Source organism: Tenacibaculum sp. Mcav3-52 (genome assembly GCF_022347665.1).
GTDB lineage: Bacteria > Bacteroidota > Bacteroidia > Flavobacteriales > Flavobacteriaceae > Polaribacter > Polaribacter mesophilus.
This window is the reverse complement of the sequence record NZ_JAKRGE010000002.1, coordinates 486,963-503,604: the sequence shown is the minus strand read 5'-3', so window position 1 is coordinate 503,604 and position 16,642 is coordinate 486,963. Positions and strand designations below refer to the sequence as shown.

Here is a 16,642-nt window from a genome sequence, read left to right as displayed (position 1 = left end):
AATTTATAAATAGGTAGTATATTTACACTAAAATTATATAGAATGTTATCAATAAATCCTAAAGATATACCAACTTCTAAACTGCATGGATATTTATTAGGAGCTGTAGCTCCAAGACCTATTGCTTTTGCAAGTACTGTAGATGCAGATGGAAATCCAAATTTATCACCATTTAGTTTTTTTAATGTATTTGGGGCAAACCCACCAATTATGATTTTTTCTCCAGCACGTAGTGTAAGAGGAAATAAAACCAAACATACGTTAGACAATGCTGAAGCAACCAGAGAAGTGGTTATTAATATTGTAAATTACGATATTGTTCAGCAAATGTCGTTGAGTAGTACGATGTATCCTAAAGGAGTTAATGAATTTATAAAAGCTGGTTTTACAATGTTACCTTCAGATGAGGTAAAGCCGTTTAGAGTAGCAGAGTCTCCTGTACAATTTGAGTGTAAAGTAAAAGACATTATTTATACAGGTGAAGAAGGCGGAGCAGGAAACTTAATTGTGTGTGAAGTAGTAAAACTACACGTAAACGAAAATGTGTTAGCAGAAGATGGTAGTATAGATCAACATAAAATAGATTTAGTAGCCAGAGCAGGAGGGAGTTATTACAGTAGAGCCAGAGATGGCTTTTTTGAAATACCAAAACCACTAACTACCTTAGGAGTTGGAGTAGACCAAATACCTGCTGAAATAAGAAATAGTAGTGTGTTAACAGGAAATAATTTAGGTATGTTAGGTAATGTAGAACAGCTACCTACAGAAGAAGCTGTTAATAACTTTGCAAAAGAACATTCACAATTTGTGGGTATTTCAACTGAAAAAAAACATACTTTTGCACAAGAGTATTTACAAAACAATGATGTAGAAAGTGCTTGGAAGGTACTTTTAATTAAATAGATAAGAAATGGAAGTAATAGGGAAAATCAAATTAATTAACGAAACGCAAACATTTGGATCTAACGGATTTAGAAAGCGTGAAATGGTTGTAACTACTGATGAGCAGTACCCACAAATGATAATGATTGAGTTTATTCAAGATAAATGTGATTTATTAAATAATTATCAAGTAGGGCAAGATGTAAAGGTTTCTATTAATTTAAGAGGAAGAGAATGGATTAACCCACAAGGAGAAGCAAAATACTTTAATTCTGTTCAAGGATGGAGAATTGAAAACTTAGCACAAGCAGCTCCTCAAAACATTCCACCTGCTGATCAATTTGAACCAGCTCCAGATTTATCTGCAAACGAACCAGATGACCTACCTTTCTAAGAATACTTAGAAAAAATATGAATACAACAAAAAAGAGCGCAAATTTTGCGCTCTTTTTATGTTTTGCGGAAAACTACATATTTACTTACGGTTATCCCTTTTAATAAGTTAAAAATCAGTCATATATTTGTAGTATAATCATTCAATAAATAATTATTGATTGAAAAATTTAAGGGGAAAATAAAAACCTTCTGATATTAAATCAGAAGGTTTTTTAATTATAAGTGTTAGTGGTGTGGTTACTTTTTTGTTGGCTTTTTTTCAGGCATCGGACCTCTTAAATGAATGATTAATCCGTTTAAAAAGTTACGTAAAAACTGATCGCCACATTCCATATACTTAGGGTGATCTTCTTTTCTAAAAATAGCGTTGATTTCCGATTTAGAAACTTTAAAATCTACCAAAGCGCAGATGTCAATAATATCAGTATCTCTTAATTTATGTGCTACTCGTAGCTTTTTAAAAATATCGTTGTTAGTTAGTCCCATAATTATTTTAAGTTAATTTACTACTGAAAAAATAGCCCATGCATAAATAGCAAAACGAGCAAAACGAAATAAGCCTACAAAAACTACATTTTTAAAAGGATATTTAATCATACCAGCAGTTAAACAGCTAATGGCAAAGGGTAGTGGTAATAGTGCACCTACCAAAATTAAAAAACCTCCCCATTTACTTGTGTTTTTAAGGTTTTTAGCCATTTTAACCTCTAAATAATTTCTTACAGAGTCAATCTTTAAAGAAGCTCTTCCTATAAAATAAGCACACAAACCTCCTAAATAAGATAGTGTCGCTAACAAAGAAATATTTACAATAGGATCTTCAGTTTTCTTAGACCAAGCGATGAAAATCTCTGGCGGAATTAAACCTAAAATTGTTTCAGAGATAAAAAAAGTAATTAAAACTCCTGTTCTAGAAAAGGTTTCGGTCATGGTTTGTAAACCATCGTTAATATTATAAACATACTTGTTAAATAATAATAACCCTACAATAACGCCTACAATTGGCCAGAAAGCTTTTTTTAAGCTTACCCATATAAACATATAAAAACCAGTGCGATTATAATAGTTGTGTAAACGTTTATAATGCGGTTTATCTATTTTCTTTTTGTTATTTTTTTTATTCTTTTTACTCATCGCTAAAAAAAGCATCTAATTTTTAGGAATAGCAAAAGTACGAGGTAATTAGAAATTACACTAACAAATAGTTGTTAATTATTACAGGTTTGTAATAGCAGCCTCAGCACAACGTTCACCGTCCATAGCAGCTGAAATAATACCACCGGCATAACCACCACCTTCACCACAAGGAAAAAGCCCTTCAATTTGTGGGTGCTCAAGGTTTTCTTTTCTAGGAATATTTACAGGCGATGAGGTTCTAGATTCCACCCCAACAATGTTTGCTTCCGCAGTATAATACCCGTGCATCTTTTGTCCGAAAGCCGCAAAACCTTTACGCAATCTGCTTCCAATTAATTTAGGAAGTAACGAATGTAGCGGAGAAGAATTTAATCCGGGTTGATACGAACAGTCATTTAAAGAAGAAGACAATCTACCTTCCACAAAATCGGTTAAACGTTGCGCTGGAGCAACCTGACTTTTCCCTCCTGCATTAAAGGCTAACTTTTCTAAATCTTTTTGATATTGTAAGCCTTTTAAAACTCCGTATTTTTCATACTTAGGTAAATCTTTATCAACATTAATTTCAACGACAATACCCGAGTTGGCAAACTTGTTATTACGACGCGATGGTGACATTCCGTTTACCACCACTTCACCATTAGCAGTTGCCGCAGGAACAATGAATCCACCAGGACACATACAGAATGAATACACTCCACGGTTTCCTACTTGGTGTACTAAACTATACGCAGCAGCAGGCAATAACTCATCACGTTTACCTGAACAACTATATTGAATTTGATCGATAATTTCTTGCGGATGTTCTACACGAACTCCCATAGCAAACGATTTCGCTTTTAGCAAAATGTCTTTTTTATGCAATAGTTCGTATATATCTCTTGCAGAATGCCCAGTAGCCAAAACAACAGCATTTACAGACATTTCAGTCCCGTTTTGTAACTGTATAGCTTGTAGTTTATTGTTTTTAACGATAAAATCGGTCACACGGGTTTCAAAATGAACTTCACCCCCATGTTTTAAAATCGTTTCGCGAATATTTTGAATAATCTTCGGAAGTTTGTTCGTTCCTATGTGCGGATGTGCATCTACTAAAATTTGATCGGTAGCACCGTGATATACTAAATTTTCAAATATTTTACGAACATCACCACGCTTTAAACTACGGGTGTATAACTTTCCGTCCGAATACGTTCCTGCACCACCTTCACCAAAACAATAGTTAGAGTCTGGGTTTACTTCATGAAATTGATTAATAGCACGTAAATCTCTACGACGATCTTGTACATTTTTACCACGTTCAAGTACAATAGGTTTATAGCCTAACTCAATACAGCGAAGTGCTGCATACATTCCCGCAGGACCAAAACCTACAATATGAATTTCTTTCGCATTTGATACGTCTTGATATTCAAAAATATAATCAGGAGTATCAGGTTGCGGTTCGTTAATGTACACCGCTACTTTATAATTAAAGATAACTTCCTTTTTACGTGCATCAATCGATTTACGTAACACCTTTACGCTAGTAATATCAGCAATGCTAATACCTAGCTTTTTAGCAGCTTTTAGCTGTAAAATATTGTCTTTGCGTTCTTCTACTAAATTAACACGTAATTGAAGTTCTTTTACCATATTGCAAAACTAGGTAAAAAACTATTTATTCTATTTGATTATTTTTAGCAAATCAAACTTTAAACAATGAAGATTACGCAGGTTATAGAAAATGTTTTTAAAAAATATTTACCCTCACCTTTTACCATCGCTATATTATTAACACTGTTAACTCTTTTATTAGCACTGTTTTTTACAAAACCAGAAGAAAGTTCTGTGGTTAATTATTCTTTAGAGGTGTTACAATTTTGGGAAAACGGAATTTGGTCTAACGGATTACTTGTTTTTGCCTATCAAATGATGTTGATTTTGGTATTAGGGCATGTGTTGGTGTTGAGTAAGCCTGTGAGTAATTTAATTTTAAAAGTAACAAAATTCTGTACCAACACAGCAAACAGCGCAGCTATTGTAAGTTGTACTACCATGTTGGTAGCTTTTTTTAATTGGGGGCTAGGACTCATTTTTGGTGCTTTGTTGGCGCGTAAAGTAGCAGAACATGCGCAACAACACAATATCAAACTAAATTATCCAATTATTGGAGCGGCGGGTTATATGGGATTGATGGTTTGGCATGGTGGAATTTCAGGTTCTGCACCCATAAAAATTAACGAAAGCGGACATATTAAAAGTATTATGCAATCGGTTTCTTCGGATGAGGTTTTAGCTCAAATACCTGATGTGATTGATTATTCTCAAACGATTTTTAGTTGGTGGAATTTGCTAATTTTTTTCGTGGTAGTAGCGGCGGTATCGGCAACCTTTTATTTTTTAGGAAAGAAAGCAGCTCCTACAGCGATTAATTTACCAGAATATCAGATGCATACCGATGAAAAGGTTAGTACACAAGCAGAAAGATTGGATAGTTCTCAATGGTTAGCCATTGCTTTTGGTGTGTTGATTTTAGTGGCGTTTGGTTATCGTTATTGGGCAGACATTCAGCAGTTAAAAATTACGCCTAACCTAATTAACTTTTTTATGTTAGGATTAGGAATTATACTACACGGAAGTTTTAAAAAGTTTACCAATGCTGTGGGAGAATCGATTAGTGATGTATCTGGAATTTTAATTCAGTTTCCGTTGTATTTTGGTATTATGGGCGTGATGAAAAGTACGGGAATGGTTACTTTAATTTCTGACTTTTTCGTGTCGATAGCAACTGCAACGACCTTACCCATATTTACGTTTTTTAGTGCAGGTTTGGTTAATGTTTTTGTGCCGAGTGGGGGAGGACAGTGGATTGTACAAGGACCTATTGTGGTAGAAAGTGCATTAAAATTAGGGGTTCCGTTGCCTAAAGCAATTATGGCACTAGCATACGGAGACCAAATAACTAACATGTTACAGCCTTTTTGGGCATTACCTTTATTAGGAATTACGAAACTAAAAGCAAAAGAAATTTTACCCTACACGTTAATTGCAATGGTGGTAGGTAGCGTAATTTATTTATTAGGACTTACCTTGTTTTAAGAGTTTATTGAGGAAACGTCAACGCGTCACGCTGATGGTTTTGTTGTGTTGAGGAAACGTCAGCGCGTCACGCTGATGGTTTCGTTGTGTTGAGGAAACGCCAGCGCGTCACGCTGATGATTCCGTTGTGTTGAGGAAACGCCAGCACGTCACGCTGATGGCTCCGTTATGTTGAGGAAACGTCAGCGATCTTCGCTGATGGTGACTATACTTTGTTTTATTAATAAAACGTTGATGTTGAATTCACGGATATAGTATTTTTGTAAAAAAGAATATAACGAATGATTTGGCTTTCTGAAAAAATAGAGTTTCCTCCGTATGAGTTGGCTACTGATGATGGTTTACTAGCTTTGGGCGGTGATTTATCGGCTGAACGATTGGTGTATGCCTACCAACATGGAATTTTTCCGTGGTTTAATGAAGGGGAGCCGATTGTTTGGTATTCTCCATGGGAGCGTATGGTGTTGTTTCCTGAGGAAGTGAAGATTTCCAAATCAATGAAACAGGTATTACGAAAAGGTGGTTTTACGATAACGGAAAACAAGGCTTTTGACGAGGTGATTTTTAATTGCCGACACATCAATCGTTTTGATCAATTAGGTACTTGGATTACCGATGAAATGGAAGATGCTTATATTAATTTACACGATAAAGGCTATGCAAAATCTATTGAAGTATGGATAGATGACAAACTAGTTGCAGGTTTGTACGGAGTAGATTTAGGAAATGGGGTGTTTTGTGGCGAAAGTATGTTTAGCAAAGTAAGTAATATGAGTAAAGTAGCTTTTATCCATTTAGCACAAAAGGGAGGTTACAAACTCATCGATTGTCAAGTATATAATGACCATTTAGCAAGTTTAGGCGCGAGAGAAATTTCCAGAGAGGAGTTTTTGAGGTGGTTGTGAACGGTTTTGTGTATGAGTAGTAGCGGGTTTTACGCAACTACTTTTCGGAATGTAATATATCTTTTTAAAATGAAATAGCGATTCGAGTTGTCACCCGAACCGCTATTGCTTATACGTTTTGTTGGCGGTAGTTTTTTTCGCCTATTAATTTAGTTCATATACTTATCCAAGAACGAAAGAACTTTTTCGGGATTTCTACCAAAGTAATTGTAACCATCTTTAAATCTAAAAGGCGTATTTTCAATCCAATGGATTTCCTTTTCTTTACTACCAAGAAGGTCAAAAGTTTTTTGTCCATCTTCAGGATTTTTAGTCCAAGCATCGTCTTTTACTTGTATCATAAATACTGGCATTTTTACATTTGGTGCTGCTGTATGTGGTGTCATTTCGTCCATTAACCATCCTCCCATTTTTAATAGTTCGAAGTCAACCAAATCTAAATATTGACTTACACCTTGTAGTCCAGAAAAAGCTTCGTAGATAGCTCTCATAGATACCACCATTGGGCTTACCATACATTTTACATTTTCAAATAATTCAGGGTAGCGACTAATTGCCTCGTACTGTGAATTTCCTCCCATACATTGGCTATAAAGAGCAACTTTCATTTTGCTTAATCTTGGATGATTGTCTACATATTGTTTTACACCAACGCAATCTCTCCATTCTAATTGACCTATTCCACTTATTCCATTGTTAGATGAGCCACTCCTTCCGTGATTTCTTATGTCATAAGCCAATACGTTATAACCAGCATCTGTTAAATGTTTCATTTGTACTACAAAGTCAATCTCAACATTATCGTATCCACTAAAAGGTAAACCAAAATGCCCTTGAAATCCTGAACGACACATAGGTAATGCGTGGTTGAAGATTACTAATTTGTTACTTTCTCCGCCTTTTGCAGGAATGTACCAACCATCTAAAGGCACACCATCAACACCTTTAAGGAAAACATCTTCCCAATCTGTCATTCCATAGTCGTCTGGTGTTTTATGAATTACACTTCTAAAGGGTTTACAAACATTAGCCAATCCTATTACTTTCTCATAATCTGCTTCTGAAATTTCATTTAACTGTTTAATAGCATTTTCTATTCTTTCTTTAGACATTCTTGATTTATGAGTTGAAGCTCTTTCGCTTCCTGCAAAATTTACTTGATTTTCCATTGTATTTTAATTTTAAATTAATAATACAACAAAATTACAGTGAGATATCTGTTTAGTACTAAAACAGATTACTTGAAGACTGAAACAAATTACTGATTGCGAAAAATAGTAGGTGTTACACCGACTTCTTTTTTAAAAAATCGAGTGAAATAAGTTGGATAACCGAAACCTAAACTGTAAGCAATTTCACTTATTGAAAGTGTTGTTTGTTTTAATTTTGATTTGGCAATCTGTAAAATGTATTGCTGAATATAGTTTTGAGCTGATTTTCCTGTGAAATGTTTAATTAAATCCCCAAAATAATTTGAAGAGAGATTAGATTTGTTTGCAAAATAACTTACAGTTGGTAGTTTTTTGATTTCTGTAGCATCATTAAAATACGCATCTAAATTTTTGTGAAAATCGGCTACTACTTTGTTGTATAATGAACTTCTTGTATCAAACTGTCGTTTATAATACTTTTCAATATACGTTAAAATTAAATTAGCATACGATGTTATAATCTCTTTTGAAAACTGTGTTTTATTGTATTCAGAGTATGCTTTTTCAAATAAATCTAATAAAATTTTTTTCTCTTCATCTCTTACAAACAAAGCTTCGTGATTATTGTAGTGCATAAAACTATATCGCTTTGCATATTTGTCGAAAAAATTAGAGCTGATTAAGATGTTATAACCAGTCATAGGTTTTTCCAAATCCCATTCTATATTATTATTTGGTGCATCAAAATAAAGAAGTGAGTCTGTTTTGTCAAAGTTTGTTTGTCCGTAATTAATACTTTCGTCAAAATCCAATTTTATAGCCAAAAGGTAAAAGTCTATTTTTATTGGTTCAGACTTAAGAGGAACTTTACTTTTATCATCATAGAGAACCATTAAAATATCTTCGTCTTTTGGGCTATCTATATTTAGATATTTAGCAAAATCTGGTATGTTATATTTTTGGTTCAATAGTTTTTTGTTAATAAGGATTTGTCTTTTTTTGAAGAAAAATACTAAATTTTAGATGTTTTCCGAAATTACCGCAAGCTTGTTTATATATATACGTGCTATTTTATCCAAATATAAAGATAAAAGAGAAGAAGAATCTAAAAAAGTGTTGAAGAAATAAGCGTCTGTTTTAAAGACGCTTATTTAGTATTATAAATTTTATACTGCACTCACAGGACCAGCAAGCGGAGTTTGAGCAGGTTTGGCTATTCCGTAAACTACTACGACACCAGAGCCACCACCCCAAGTAGAATAAGCAGGGTCAGGTTTTGCTTCCATCACCGTTTGAGGTAGGTTCCAGTTATACATCGGTCAGCATTTGTATACTGCCCGAATGAATGGTGTGAATCACCTCTCCTGTAGTAGCGTTAAAAAGTTCTAACAGGAGGGATTATCACCTAGTATTTTAAATTAAACTCAAAGATCAATTTTTGTGTCTAGATTTATATAAGATTGTTTTATCGTTTAAAAGTCTTCAACTTTAATTTCAATTTTTTTATTGGTATTGTAGTCTTTTCCGTAAAGAATAACCGATTTTATTTCAGTACTTAAACCAGTTCCATTAATATTTAAGAACATTCTGTCTAGGTATATTTTTGTTGTATTATGGTTTACAAAAATTTTGTAATGATTGTTTTTTTTCTCTAAATTAAAAACAAGTTTTGAAGAAGCAGCTAGCCTAAATTTAAAAGAATTATCATCTGCATTAAGCAATACCATACCATAAGCAAGCCTTTTTTGTGTTGGAGTTAGAGGCTTAACTTCAGCATTTTTGGTATATAGTATTCTGTATTCTTTGATAGGCTTTTTGGTGTTTAACTTAGAGTTTTTAAGATTAACATCGTATACATATGTGTTAAAATTATTGCTGTGTTGTATGTAAAAAAGGCTATTAGAGTTTTTAGGAGGAAAAGGGTAATTCTCTTGTCCGTATGTTATAAAATGAATGTTTAAAAAAAGAAGGAAAAAATATTTTTTAGGCACAGTTAGTTTTTTTTGAGAATAAAATAATAATTTAATTGGCTAGTTTTAGTCCTACTATTCCAAATACAATTAATGATGCAGAAATAAGACGCCAAATGTTGGCTGAGTCTCCTAAAAATATAATACCAACAAGTAAAGTGCCTACAGCGCCTATACCTGTCCAAACAGCATAAGCTGTTCCCATAGGAATTGTTTTTTGAGCTAACCATAAAAAATATCCACTGGTAGCCATACAAATAATAGCCATACAAATGCCTAAGAATTTATATTGAACGTTTTGAGAAAGCTTTAAGCCTAAAGGCCATCCTATTTCAAAAATACCAGCTATAATTAAATAAATCCAGTTCATAAAATACATTATTATTTAAAGATAAAGGTACGTATTGTTATTTAGAGTTATAAATTCTAAAATAAAAAAAACTCACAATACTTAAGTGTTGTGAGTTTTTAAATAGAAAAAAGTTTGTTGTTATTTTAACACTGTAAATTCTATACTAGAATCGGTAAATACTGAGTGTGTTTGTGTTTTAAAATCTTTTTCGTCTGCTTTGTAAATATTATCTACATAGGTTTGCGGATTCAAATCAATTAAAGGAAACCAAGAACTTTGTACTTGTATTTGCACTTTATGTCCTTTTTTAAACGTATGGAAAACATCTTGTAGTTTAATATTTACGGCTGTTTTCTTATTTGGTGTAAAAGGTTCTGGATTTGAAAAACTATTTCTAAAACGTCCACGCATTACTTCGCTACGTACCATTAAGTGGTAGTTGCTTAGTTTTAAATGTGATTGCATTTCTTTGTTGTCGTTTTTTAAATCAGCAGGATGTACATCAACAATCTTCACAATCCAATCGGCTGCTGAACCTGTAGTAGCTACTTGTAGCTTTGCTAAAATATCACCAGCAAGGGTAAAATCTTCTGTTAATACCTCTGTTTCAAATACCAATACATCAGGTCTTCGAGCAGCAAAACGCTGATCATCTGTCATATATTTACGCGGAGTAAATACCGTTTTGATATCTTCTGAATAAGGCACAGGACGTTTAATATCACTGATAAAACTAATTTTATTGTTTCCTTTTTGCTCTGCTGTTAATTCTTGATCATCAGATAAGAAAAAAGTTTGTTTTTGAGCATTTTTTGGTGGCCATACATCGTATGATTTCCACGTTTTTTTACCTGTATCAAAAACATAGGCTTCTGGTAATCCTGAGTTTTTAGAACCATCACCTTTTAAGAAGTGGTTAAAGAATTTTGTTTCTACTTCTTTTTGGAATTTTAAAGAGATGGAATCTCCAAAGTAGTAGTTACCAACTTTGTTAGCTACTTTATTTCTAGACCATCCGCCATGATCCCAAGGTCCAAAAACAATTGTATTATAGTTGTTTGGTTGATTTTTTTCAATGTTTTTATAAGTTTCTAAAGGCCCGTACAAATCTTCTGCATCAAATTCACCTCCAACAATCATTGTTGCTACTGTAGAAGGAACTTTATCTAAATGTTGAATGATTCCTTTGCTTTGCCATACCGAGTCGTAATTAGGGTGTTCTACAATTTCCTTCCAAAAGAAATCATCAATACGCTCTTTGTTATCGGCAACTTTGGTATCTAATTTATCGTATTGAAAATATTCGTTTAAGTTTTTAAGAGGTCCTTTATCTAAGAAAAACTGATATTGGTCTTGAGTTTTCATATCAGGGAATGAGTACCAAGCAGAATCAGTTGGTTGATCTTTGTAAGTTCCGAATAAAGAAATAGCTTTGAAATAGCTTAATAAAAAAGCTCCGTTATGATGAAAATCGTCAAAAAAGAAATCTCCAATACACGCTTGTGGTGAAGCAGCTTTTAAAGCAGGATGTGCATCAATGGTTGAAACTGTAGCATAATGACCTGGATATGAAATTCCCCATGTACCAACTTTACCGTTATTGTTTGCTACATTGTTAACTAACCAATCAATAGTATCATAGGTATCGGTAGTTTCATCGGTTTGTTTTTCTGTTTTATTCGGAATATAAGCACGCATATTGTCATACACTCCTTCACTCATCCAACGTCCGCGAACATCTTGATATACTATGATGTTTCCTTCTTTCATTAAAACTGGGTTTGGACCAATTTTTTTTCTGAATTTATCTTCTCCATAAGGTTGGCAACTATACGGAGTACGTTGTAGTAAAATAGGATAGGTTTTACTAGTGTCTTTTGGTGAATAAATAGTGGCGTGTAGTTTTACACCATCTCTCATTGTAATTTTCACCTCTTTTTTAGTGTAATGGTCTTTAACGTAAGTGTTTTCTTTCTTTTCAGTTTTCTTTACTGTTGTTTTTTTAGTACAACTAGCAAATGAAATTGCAACTATAAAGAATAGAATTAAGTTTTTTTTCATTTGGTTTTGTTGATGTATAATAAAAGTATAAAAATAACAGCAATCTACTAGATTGCTGTTATGTAAGAAAAATTAGTTGTTTGGGTTTAGAATAGTGTCTATTCTATCTGCTGCATCTTGTAAGTGGTAACGGGTTATTGTGTTACGAACTGAAGGAATACTACGTTTAATATCTTTTTGTAAACGTTTTAGCTCTCCTCTTACCACAGGTTTAATATCTGATTGATTGATAGTAACCGCTGTTTGTTTAAAATAGCCTCTATCACTTCTTGGTGCTTTTTGGTCTTTTGCTTTGTTTAGTAAAAAGTCCAATCTGTCTAAATGTGCACGTTGTAAGTTTCTACGATACGGATCTATAGTTTTGTTAGCATATACTTCACTCCAAATACCTTTGCGTAAATCTCCCATCATTTCAATAAGAGAATATGCTTTAGTTCCGTTTAAAGTTTCATTCTCAATCATACGTGTTAATCTTCCAGTTTTTAAAACTCTGTTTAACGTTCGTACTTGTAAACTTCTTATGCGCTCAATAATTCCGGAGTGTTGTGTTTTACTGATGATGTTTTCATCAATTAACCAAGTAGGAGTTTTAAACAATTCGTTATTTACAAATTGTAAAGCTCTTTTTTGATGCTCTTTAGGTACGTGTACATAAACAGCCCCATCTTGATCGGCAGTTTTAAAATACTCATATACACCACCAATATTAGAACTTACGTGCCCCATATATCTGTTAAACTGTCCAACTACTTGTCCGTACATAGTTTTTAACTCTTCGTAAGTTTCACCATCTTCAGTAGTCCACTCTTCTAAACGAGGTAAAATACGTTGTAAGTTTTTAATACCATAAGCACTTGCTTTCATGGCATCGTCACCTAAATCTTCTGTTTGTGAGCTAGGGTCAATAATATTACGAACTTGTTGGTGTCCGAATCTATACACAGGGTTTCCTGCTTTTTCTTTAATCCACTGATTTAAGGTAGGTTTTTCTTCCTTTGCAGATTTATCTAAGATTGGTCTGTATCCCCAGTTGATAGCATATTTATCGTAAGGTCCAATATTAGGCATTAAAGCAACTCCTTTGTCTTCTGGTTGTGCTACATAGTTAAAACGAGCATAATCCATGATTGAAGGAGCTGTTCCGTTCTTTTTAGTAAATTCAGCAGAACGTAAAGAATCTACAGGATATGCAACAGAACTTCCCATGTTGTGAGGCAATCCTAAAGTGTGTCCAACTTCATGAGAAGAAACAAAACGGATTAAGCGTCCCATAACTTCATCTTTAAATTGATTTCCTCTTGCATCTGGATTGATTGCAGCTGTTTGTACAAAAAACCAGTTGTGTAATAAAGTCATTACATTATGATACCAGTTAATGTCAGATTCTAAAATTTCTCCTGAACGAGGGTCACTAACGTGAGGACCATTTGCATTTGGGATTGGAGATGCTAAATAACGAACTACAGAGTAACGTACATCTTCGGGGCTCCAATCAGGATCTTCTTCTTTAGTAGGAGCATCTTTAGCGATGATAGCATTTTTAAATCCAGCTGCTTCAAAAGCAATTTGCCAATCTTCAATACCTTGTTTGATGTACTTACGCCATTTTTTTGGTGTAGCCCTGTCAATGTAGTATACGATTTGTTTCTTAGGCTCTACTAATTCACCTCTTTTAAACTTTTCTAAATCTTCGTCTTTTACTTCTAAACGCCATCTGTCTAAATAGGTAACCGATTTACTTTTTTGAACATCTAAACCGTAATCTGTTTGAGAACTCGTAAACCATCCTACACGTTCGTCAAAATAACGTCTTTTCATAGGTGTTTTAGGAAGTAAAATCATAGAGTTACTCAATTCCATAGTTACAGAACCTACACTTGAGTTTGATGGAGGATTCCCAGCAATGTAAGTTTTTACATTTCTAACTTCTATGTTTTGAGGATAACTACTAATTCTGTCAATATAAGATCTTGTTTTATCCATTTTAGAAATCTTATAACGTTTTCTGCTTCTTTGTGGAAAAGTAATTGCTTTTACATCACCTTCAAAAAGAGGGCTAGCATCAATTACAGTAGCTGTAGAGTCTTTGCTAAATGCTTTGATTGGAAAAGCAAATAGGATAGGCTCAAAATTAGAGTTTACAACGGCTTCGTGTACCGGTAAAATGGTGTCTGCTACAACATTGTGAGAAACTACTTTTAGTAAAATTTGTTTCTTGTTTTTTACCCAACGCAACACTTGTGTATTTTGTTTTCCACCACCAAAACCAATACCGCTAGCTGTTTTGGCAATTCTAGTCACCATAAGCATTTCACGATTAAGAAGAGAATCTGGAATTTCAAATAAATAGTTAGCGTCTTTTGAGTGCACCTTAAACAAACCTTCGTCTGTTTTGTGTTTTTTGGTAACTACCTTTTCATAAGGTTGTATACCGCCTTTTTTAGGTTTGTCTTTTTTAGCGGGAGTCTCTTTTTTTGTGTTTTTTTTCTTCTTTCGTTGTGCTTCTGCATTCAAAGAAACTCCTAAAGCAAGAAATACCACTAAAATAGTTGAAAGTATTTTTTTAGTCATTGTAAAAATTAATTGAATAAATAAGTGCGGAATTTAGCAAAACTACTACCAGAATTATCTTAATTAATTGTTAAAGAGATGTTTTAATGTATAGTTTTTTCTTTATTTATGGCTAGTTTTCAGTTTTTTACTGTATTGTAGTGTAAATAAAACCCCGTACCTTTGCAGCGGCATGAGAATTAGACGACTTTCAGATTGGTTACCGACTACGAAAAAGGAGGTGAAGTTAAGAGGATGGGATGAATTAGACGTAATCCTATTCAGTGGAGATGCATATGTAGATCATCCATCATTTGGTCCTGCAGTAATTGGACGTATTTTAGAGAGTTACGGTTTGCGTGTGGCAATTGTTCCGCAACCAAGTGTACACGATAATTTACAAGATTTTGAAAAGCTAGGAACTCCAAGGTTATTTTTTGCAGTTACCGGTGGTTGTATGGATCCCATGGTTAGTAATTACACGGCTAGTAAACGTCGCCGTGATAAAGATGCTTACACTCCTAATGGAGATAAAGGGTTCAGACCTGATTATGCGACTTCAGTATATTCTAAAATTTTAAAGGAAAAGTTTCCAGATGTTCCTGTATTAATTGGAGGAATTGAGGCTTCGTTACGTCGTGTTACGCATTACGATTATTGGTCTGATAAATTATTACCAACGATTTTAGAAACTTCTAAAGCAGATATGTTGGTATACGGAATGGGAGAGCAGCCACTAAGAGAAATTGTTGAGTTGTTGCAAAAAGGTGTACCATTTTCGAGCTTAAAAACGATTAAGCAGACAGCTGTTTTATTAGAAGAAGGTGAGAAAACTCCGAAAAATAAGAACTGGGACGATGTAGAAATTAGTTCGCATGAAACTTGTTTGAAGGATAAGAAAGCCTATGCTTCTAATTTTAAAGTGATAGAGCAGGAGTCAAACAAACTATATGCACGTCGTATTTTTCAAAAGGTTGGGAATAAAAAGCTAATGATTAATCCACCGTTTCCAACAATGACGGAGGAAGAAATTGATGCTTCATTCGATTTACCTTTTACACGTTTACCGCATCCAAAGTATAACAAACGTGGGCCAATACCTGCGTTTGAAATGATTAAGTTTTCTATTAATATTCACCGTGGATGTTTTGGAGGATGTAGTTTTTGTACTATTTCTGCACATCAAGGAAAATTTATTGCGAGTAGAAGTCAAGAATCTGTTTTAAAGGAAGTAGATCAAGTTGCCCAAATGGATGATTTTAAAGGCTACTTATCTGATATTGGAGGACCTTCTGCGAATATGTATAAAATGAAAGGTAAAGTACAGTCGATTTGTGACAAATGTGTTGCTCCGTCGTGTATTTCACCCGTAATTTGTAGTAATTTAGATACTTCGCATAAACCGTTAACAAAATTGTACCAAGCTGTTGATGCACATCCGAAGGTGAAAAAATCATTTATTGGTAGTGGTATTCGACATGATATGTTAGTGCCTGAATTCAATAAAAATGCAGATCCTAAAGAGTTAGATGCATATACAGAAGAGGTGATGACAAAACACGTTTCTGGGCGATTAAAAGTTGCACCGGAACACACTTCTGATCCTGTACTAAAGTTAATGCGTAAACCGTCGTTTAAATACTTCCATTTATTTAAAGAACGTTTTGATCGTATTAACATCAAAAAGAAATTAAAACTTCAATTAATACCATATTTTATTTCGAGTCACCCAGCTTGTGAGGCAGAAGATATGGCAAACTTAGCTGCGGAGACTAAAGATATGGGGTTTCAGCTAGAACAGGTACAAGGCTTTACGCCAACACCTATGACGGTGGCTACGGTAATTTATTACAGTGGATATCATCCGTATACTTTAAAAGAGGTAAAAACTCCGAAAACAAAAAAGGAGAAAGAAGATCAGCACAAGTTTTTCTTTTGGTATAAAAAGGAAAATAAGCAATGGATTAAAGATACGTTAAACAAAGTTGGACGTACAGATTTGCTTAAAAAACTACTTCCAGAAGATACTTCGTGGCGTAAAAATAAAGCAGGAAAAGCTAAAAATACCTTTGATGATACCGTAACGTATAAACCATCAAAACCTTCTAGGAGAAAGAATAAAGGTTTTAAAAAGAAGAGACGATAAAGTAAAAATCC

Annotated in this window: 15 protein-coding genes; 5 read left to right on the top strand and 10 right to left on the bottom strand. The window is 33.8% G+C overall.

What is annotated here, in order from left to right:
• Nucleotides 1-42: 42 nt before the first annotated feature.
• Nucleotides 43-903 carry a flavin reductase family protein gene (locus tag MHM83_RS08280; protein ID WP_239179189.1) on the top strand — a complete coding sequence of 287 codons (861 nt, stop codon included), beginning with the start codon at nucleotides 43-45 and terminating at the stop codon, nucleotides 901-903.
• Nucleotides 904-910: 7 nt separating this feature from the next.
• Nucleotides 911-1,276, top strand: coding sequence for a DUF3127 domain-containing protein (locus MHM83_RS08275; RefSeq protein ID WP_047788508.1), 366 nt, complete (start codon nucleotides 911-913; stop codon nucleotides 1,274-1,276).
• Between the two features lie 239 nt (nucleotides 1,277-1,515).
• Here the strand turns inward: MHM83_RS08275 and MHM83_RS08270 are convergent, their stop codons facing one another.
• The 3 genes from MHM83_RS08270 to MHM83_RS08260 all read right to left on the bottom strand — a co-directional run bounded on the left by MHM83_RS08270 (nucleotide 1,516) and on the right by MHM83_RS08260 (nucleotide 4,050).
• Nucleotides 1,516-1,764 (bottom strand): DUF1456 family protein, encoded by a 249-nt coding sequence (locus tag MHM83_RS08270; protein ID WP_047788507.1) that lies wholly within the window; start codon nucleotides 1,762-1,764, stop codon nucleotides 1,516-1,518.
• Between the two features lie 12 nt (nucleotides 1,765-1,776).
• Complete coding sequence (locus tag MHM83_RS08265) at nucleotides 1,777-2,412, bottom strand: YqaA family protein (protein WP_047788676.1); 636 nt, start codon at nucleotides 2,410-2,412, stop codon at nucleotides 1,777-1,779.
• Between the two features lie 81 nt (nucleotides 2,413-2,493).
• The gene (locus MHM83_RS08260) at nucleotides 2,494-4,050 is read right to left on the bottom strand and encodes an NAD(P)/FAD-dependent oxidoreductase (protein ID WP_239179187.1); all 1,557 of its coding nucleotides are present in this window, start codon (nucleotides 4,048-4,050) and stop codon (nucleotides 2,494-2,496) included.
• A 66-nt stretch (nucleotides 4,051-4,116) separates the two neighbouring features.
• Here MHM83_RS08260 and MHM83_RS08255 point away from each other — a divergent pair, with 66 nt between their 5' ends.
• Entirely contained in the window at nucleotides 4,117-5,496 is a 1,380-nt protein-coding gene (locus tag MHM83_RS08255) for a short-chain fatty acid transporter (protein WP_159613490.1), read from the top strand.
• A gap of 281 nt (nucleotides 5,497-5,777) precedes the next feature.
• Entirely contained in the window at nucleotides 5,778-6,401 is a 624-nt protein-coding gene (gene aat / locus MHM83_RS08250) for a leucyl/phenylalanyl-tRNA--protein transferase (protein WP_159613492.1), read from the top strand.
• A gap of 149 nt (nucleotides 6,402-6,550) precedes the next feature.
• On the opposite strand, the gene MHM83_RS08245 is transcribed toward aat, so the two are convergent.
• The 7 genes from MHM83_RS08245 to MHM83_RS08215 form a co-directional block, all read right to left on the bottom strand.
• Nucleotides 6,551-7,570, bottom strand: coding sequence for an alpha/beta hydrolase family protein (locus tag MHM83_RS08245; RefSeq protein ID WP_083574762.1), 1,020 nt, complete (start codon nucleotides 7,568-7,570; stop codon nucleotides 6,551-6,553).
• Nucleotides 7,571-7,659: 89 nt separating this feature from the next.
• Nucleotides 7,660-8,520 (bottom strand): helix-turn-helix domain-containing protein, encoded by an 861-nt coding sequence (locus tag MHM83_RS08240; RefSeq protein WP_159489797.1) that lies wholly within the window; start codon nucleotides 8,518-8,520, stop codon nucleotides 7,660-7,662.
• A 198-nt stretch (nucleotides 8,521-8,718) separates the two neighbouring features.
• On the bottom strand, nucleotides 8,719-8,868 hold the full coding sequence (locus MHM83_RS08235) for a hypothetical protein (RefSeq protein ID WP_239179185.1): 150 nt from the start codon (nucleotides 8,866-8,868) through the stop codon (nucleotides 8,719-8,721).
• 156 nt (nucleotides 8,869-9,024) lie between these two features.
• A complete protein-coding gene (locus tag MHM83_RS08230; protein ID WP_239179183.1) occupies nucleotides 9,025-9,543 on the bottom strand; it encodes a DUF4833 domain-containing protein in 519 nt (172 codons plus the stop codon).
• Between the two features lie 31 nt (nucleotides 9,544-9,574).
• Nucleotides 9,575-9,892, bottom strand: coding sequence for a DMT family transporter (locus MHM83_RS08225; protein ID WP_159489803.1), 318 nt, complete (start codon nucleotides 9,890-9,892; stop codon nucleotides 9,575-9,577).
• 120 nt (nucleotides 9,893-10,012) lie between these two features.
• Nucleotides 10,013-11,935, bottom strand: a complete 1,923-nt coding sequence (locus MHM83_RS08220; protein ID WP_239179181.1) for a CocE/NonD family hydrolase — start codon at nucleotides 11,933-11,935, stop codon at nucleotides 10,013-10,015.
• Nucleotides 11,936-12,007: 72 nt separating this feature from the next.
• Nucleotides 12,008-14,506 (bottom strand): zinc-dependent metalloprotease, encoded by a 2,499-nt coding sequence (locus MHM83_RS08215; protein WP_239179179.1) that lies wholly within the window; start codon nucleotides 14,504-14,506, stop codon nucleotides 12,008-12,010.
• 172 nt (nucleotides 14,507-14,678) lie between these two features.
• On the opposite strand from MHM83_RS08215, the gene MHM83_RS08210 reads away from it, so the two are divergent.
• Entirely contained in the window at nucleotides 14,679-16,631 is a 1,953-nt protein-coding gene (locus MHM83_RS08210) for a YgiQ family radical SAM protein (protein ID WP_239179177.1), read from the top strand.
• The last annotated feature ends 11 nt before the right edge of the window (nucleotides 16,632-16,642 follow it).

Coding starts and splice junctions, on each gene's coding strand:
- MHM83_RS08280 (WP_239179189.1), top strand. CDS start 43: ATGTTATCAATAAATCCTAAAGATATACCAACTTCTAAACTGCATGGA.
- MHM83_RS08275 (WP_047788508.1), top strand. CDS start 911: ATGGAAGTAATAGGGAAAATCAAATTAATTAACGAAACGCAAACATTT.
- MHM83_RS08270 (WP_047788507.1), bottom strand. CDS start 1,764: ATGGGACTAACTAACAACGATATTTTTAAAAAGCTACGAGTAGCACAT.
- MHM83_RS08265 (WP_047788676.1), bottom strand. CDS start 2,412: ATGAGTAAAAAGAATAAAAAAAATAACAAAAAGAAAATAGATAAACCG.
- MHM83_RS08260 (WP_239179187.1), bottom strand. CDS start 4,050: ATGGTAAAAGAACTTCAATTACGTGTTAATTTAGTAGAAGAACGCAAA.
- MHM83_RS08255 (WP_159613490.1), top strand. CDS start 4,117: ATGAAGATTACGCAGGTTATAGAAAATGTTTTTAAAAAATATTTACCC.
- aat (WP_159613492.1), top strand. CDS start 5,778: ATGATTTGGCTTTCTGAAAAAATAGAGTTTCCTCCGTATGAGTTGGCT.
- MHM83_RS08245 (WP_083574762.1), bottom strand. CDS start 7,570: ATGGAAAATCAAGTAAATTTTGCAGGAAGCGAAAGAGCTTCAACTCAT.
- MHM83_RS08235 (WP_239179185.1), bottom strand. CDS start 8,868: ATGTATAACTGGAACCTACCTCAAACGGTGATGGAAGCAAAACCTGAC.
- MHM83_RS08225 (WP_159489803.1), bottom strand. CDS start 9,892: ATGAACTGGATTTATTTAATTATAGCTGGTATTTTTGAAATAGGATGG.
- MHM83_RS08220 (WP_239179181.1), bottom strand. CDS start 11,935: ATGAAAAAAAACTTAATTCTATTCTTTATAGTTGCAATTTCATTTGCT.
- MHM83_RS08215 (WP_239179179.1), bottom strand. CDS start 14,506: ATGACTAAAAAAATACTTTCAACTATTTTAGTGGTATTTCTTGCTTTA.
- MHM83_RS08210 (WP_239179177.1), top strand. CDS start 14,679: ATGAGAATTAGACGACTTTCAGATTGGTTACCGACTACGAAAAAGGAG.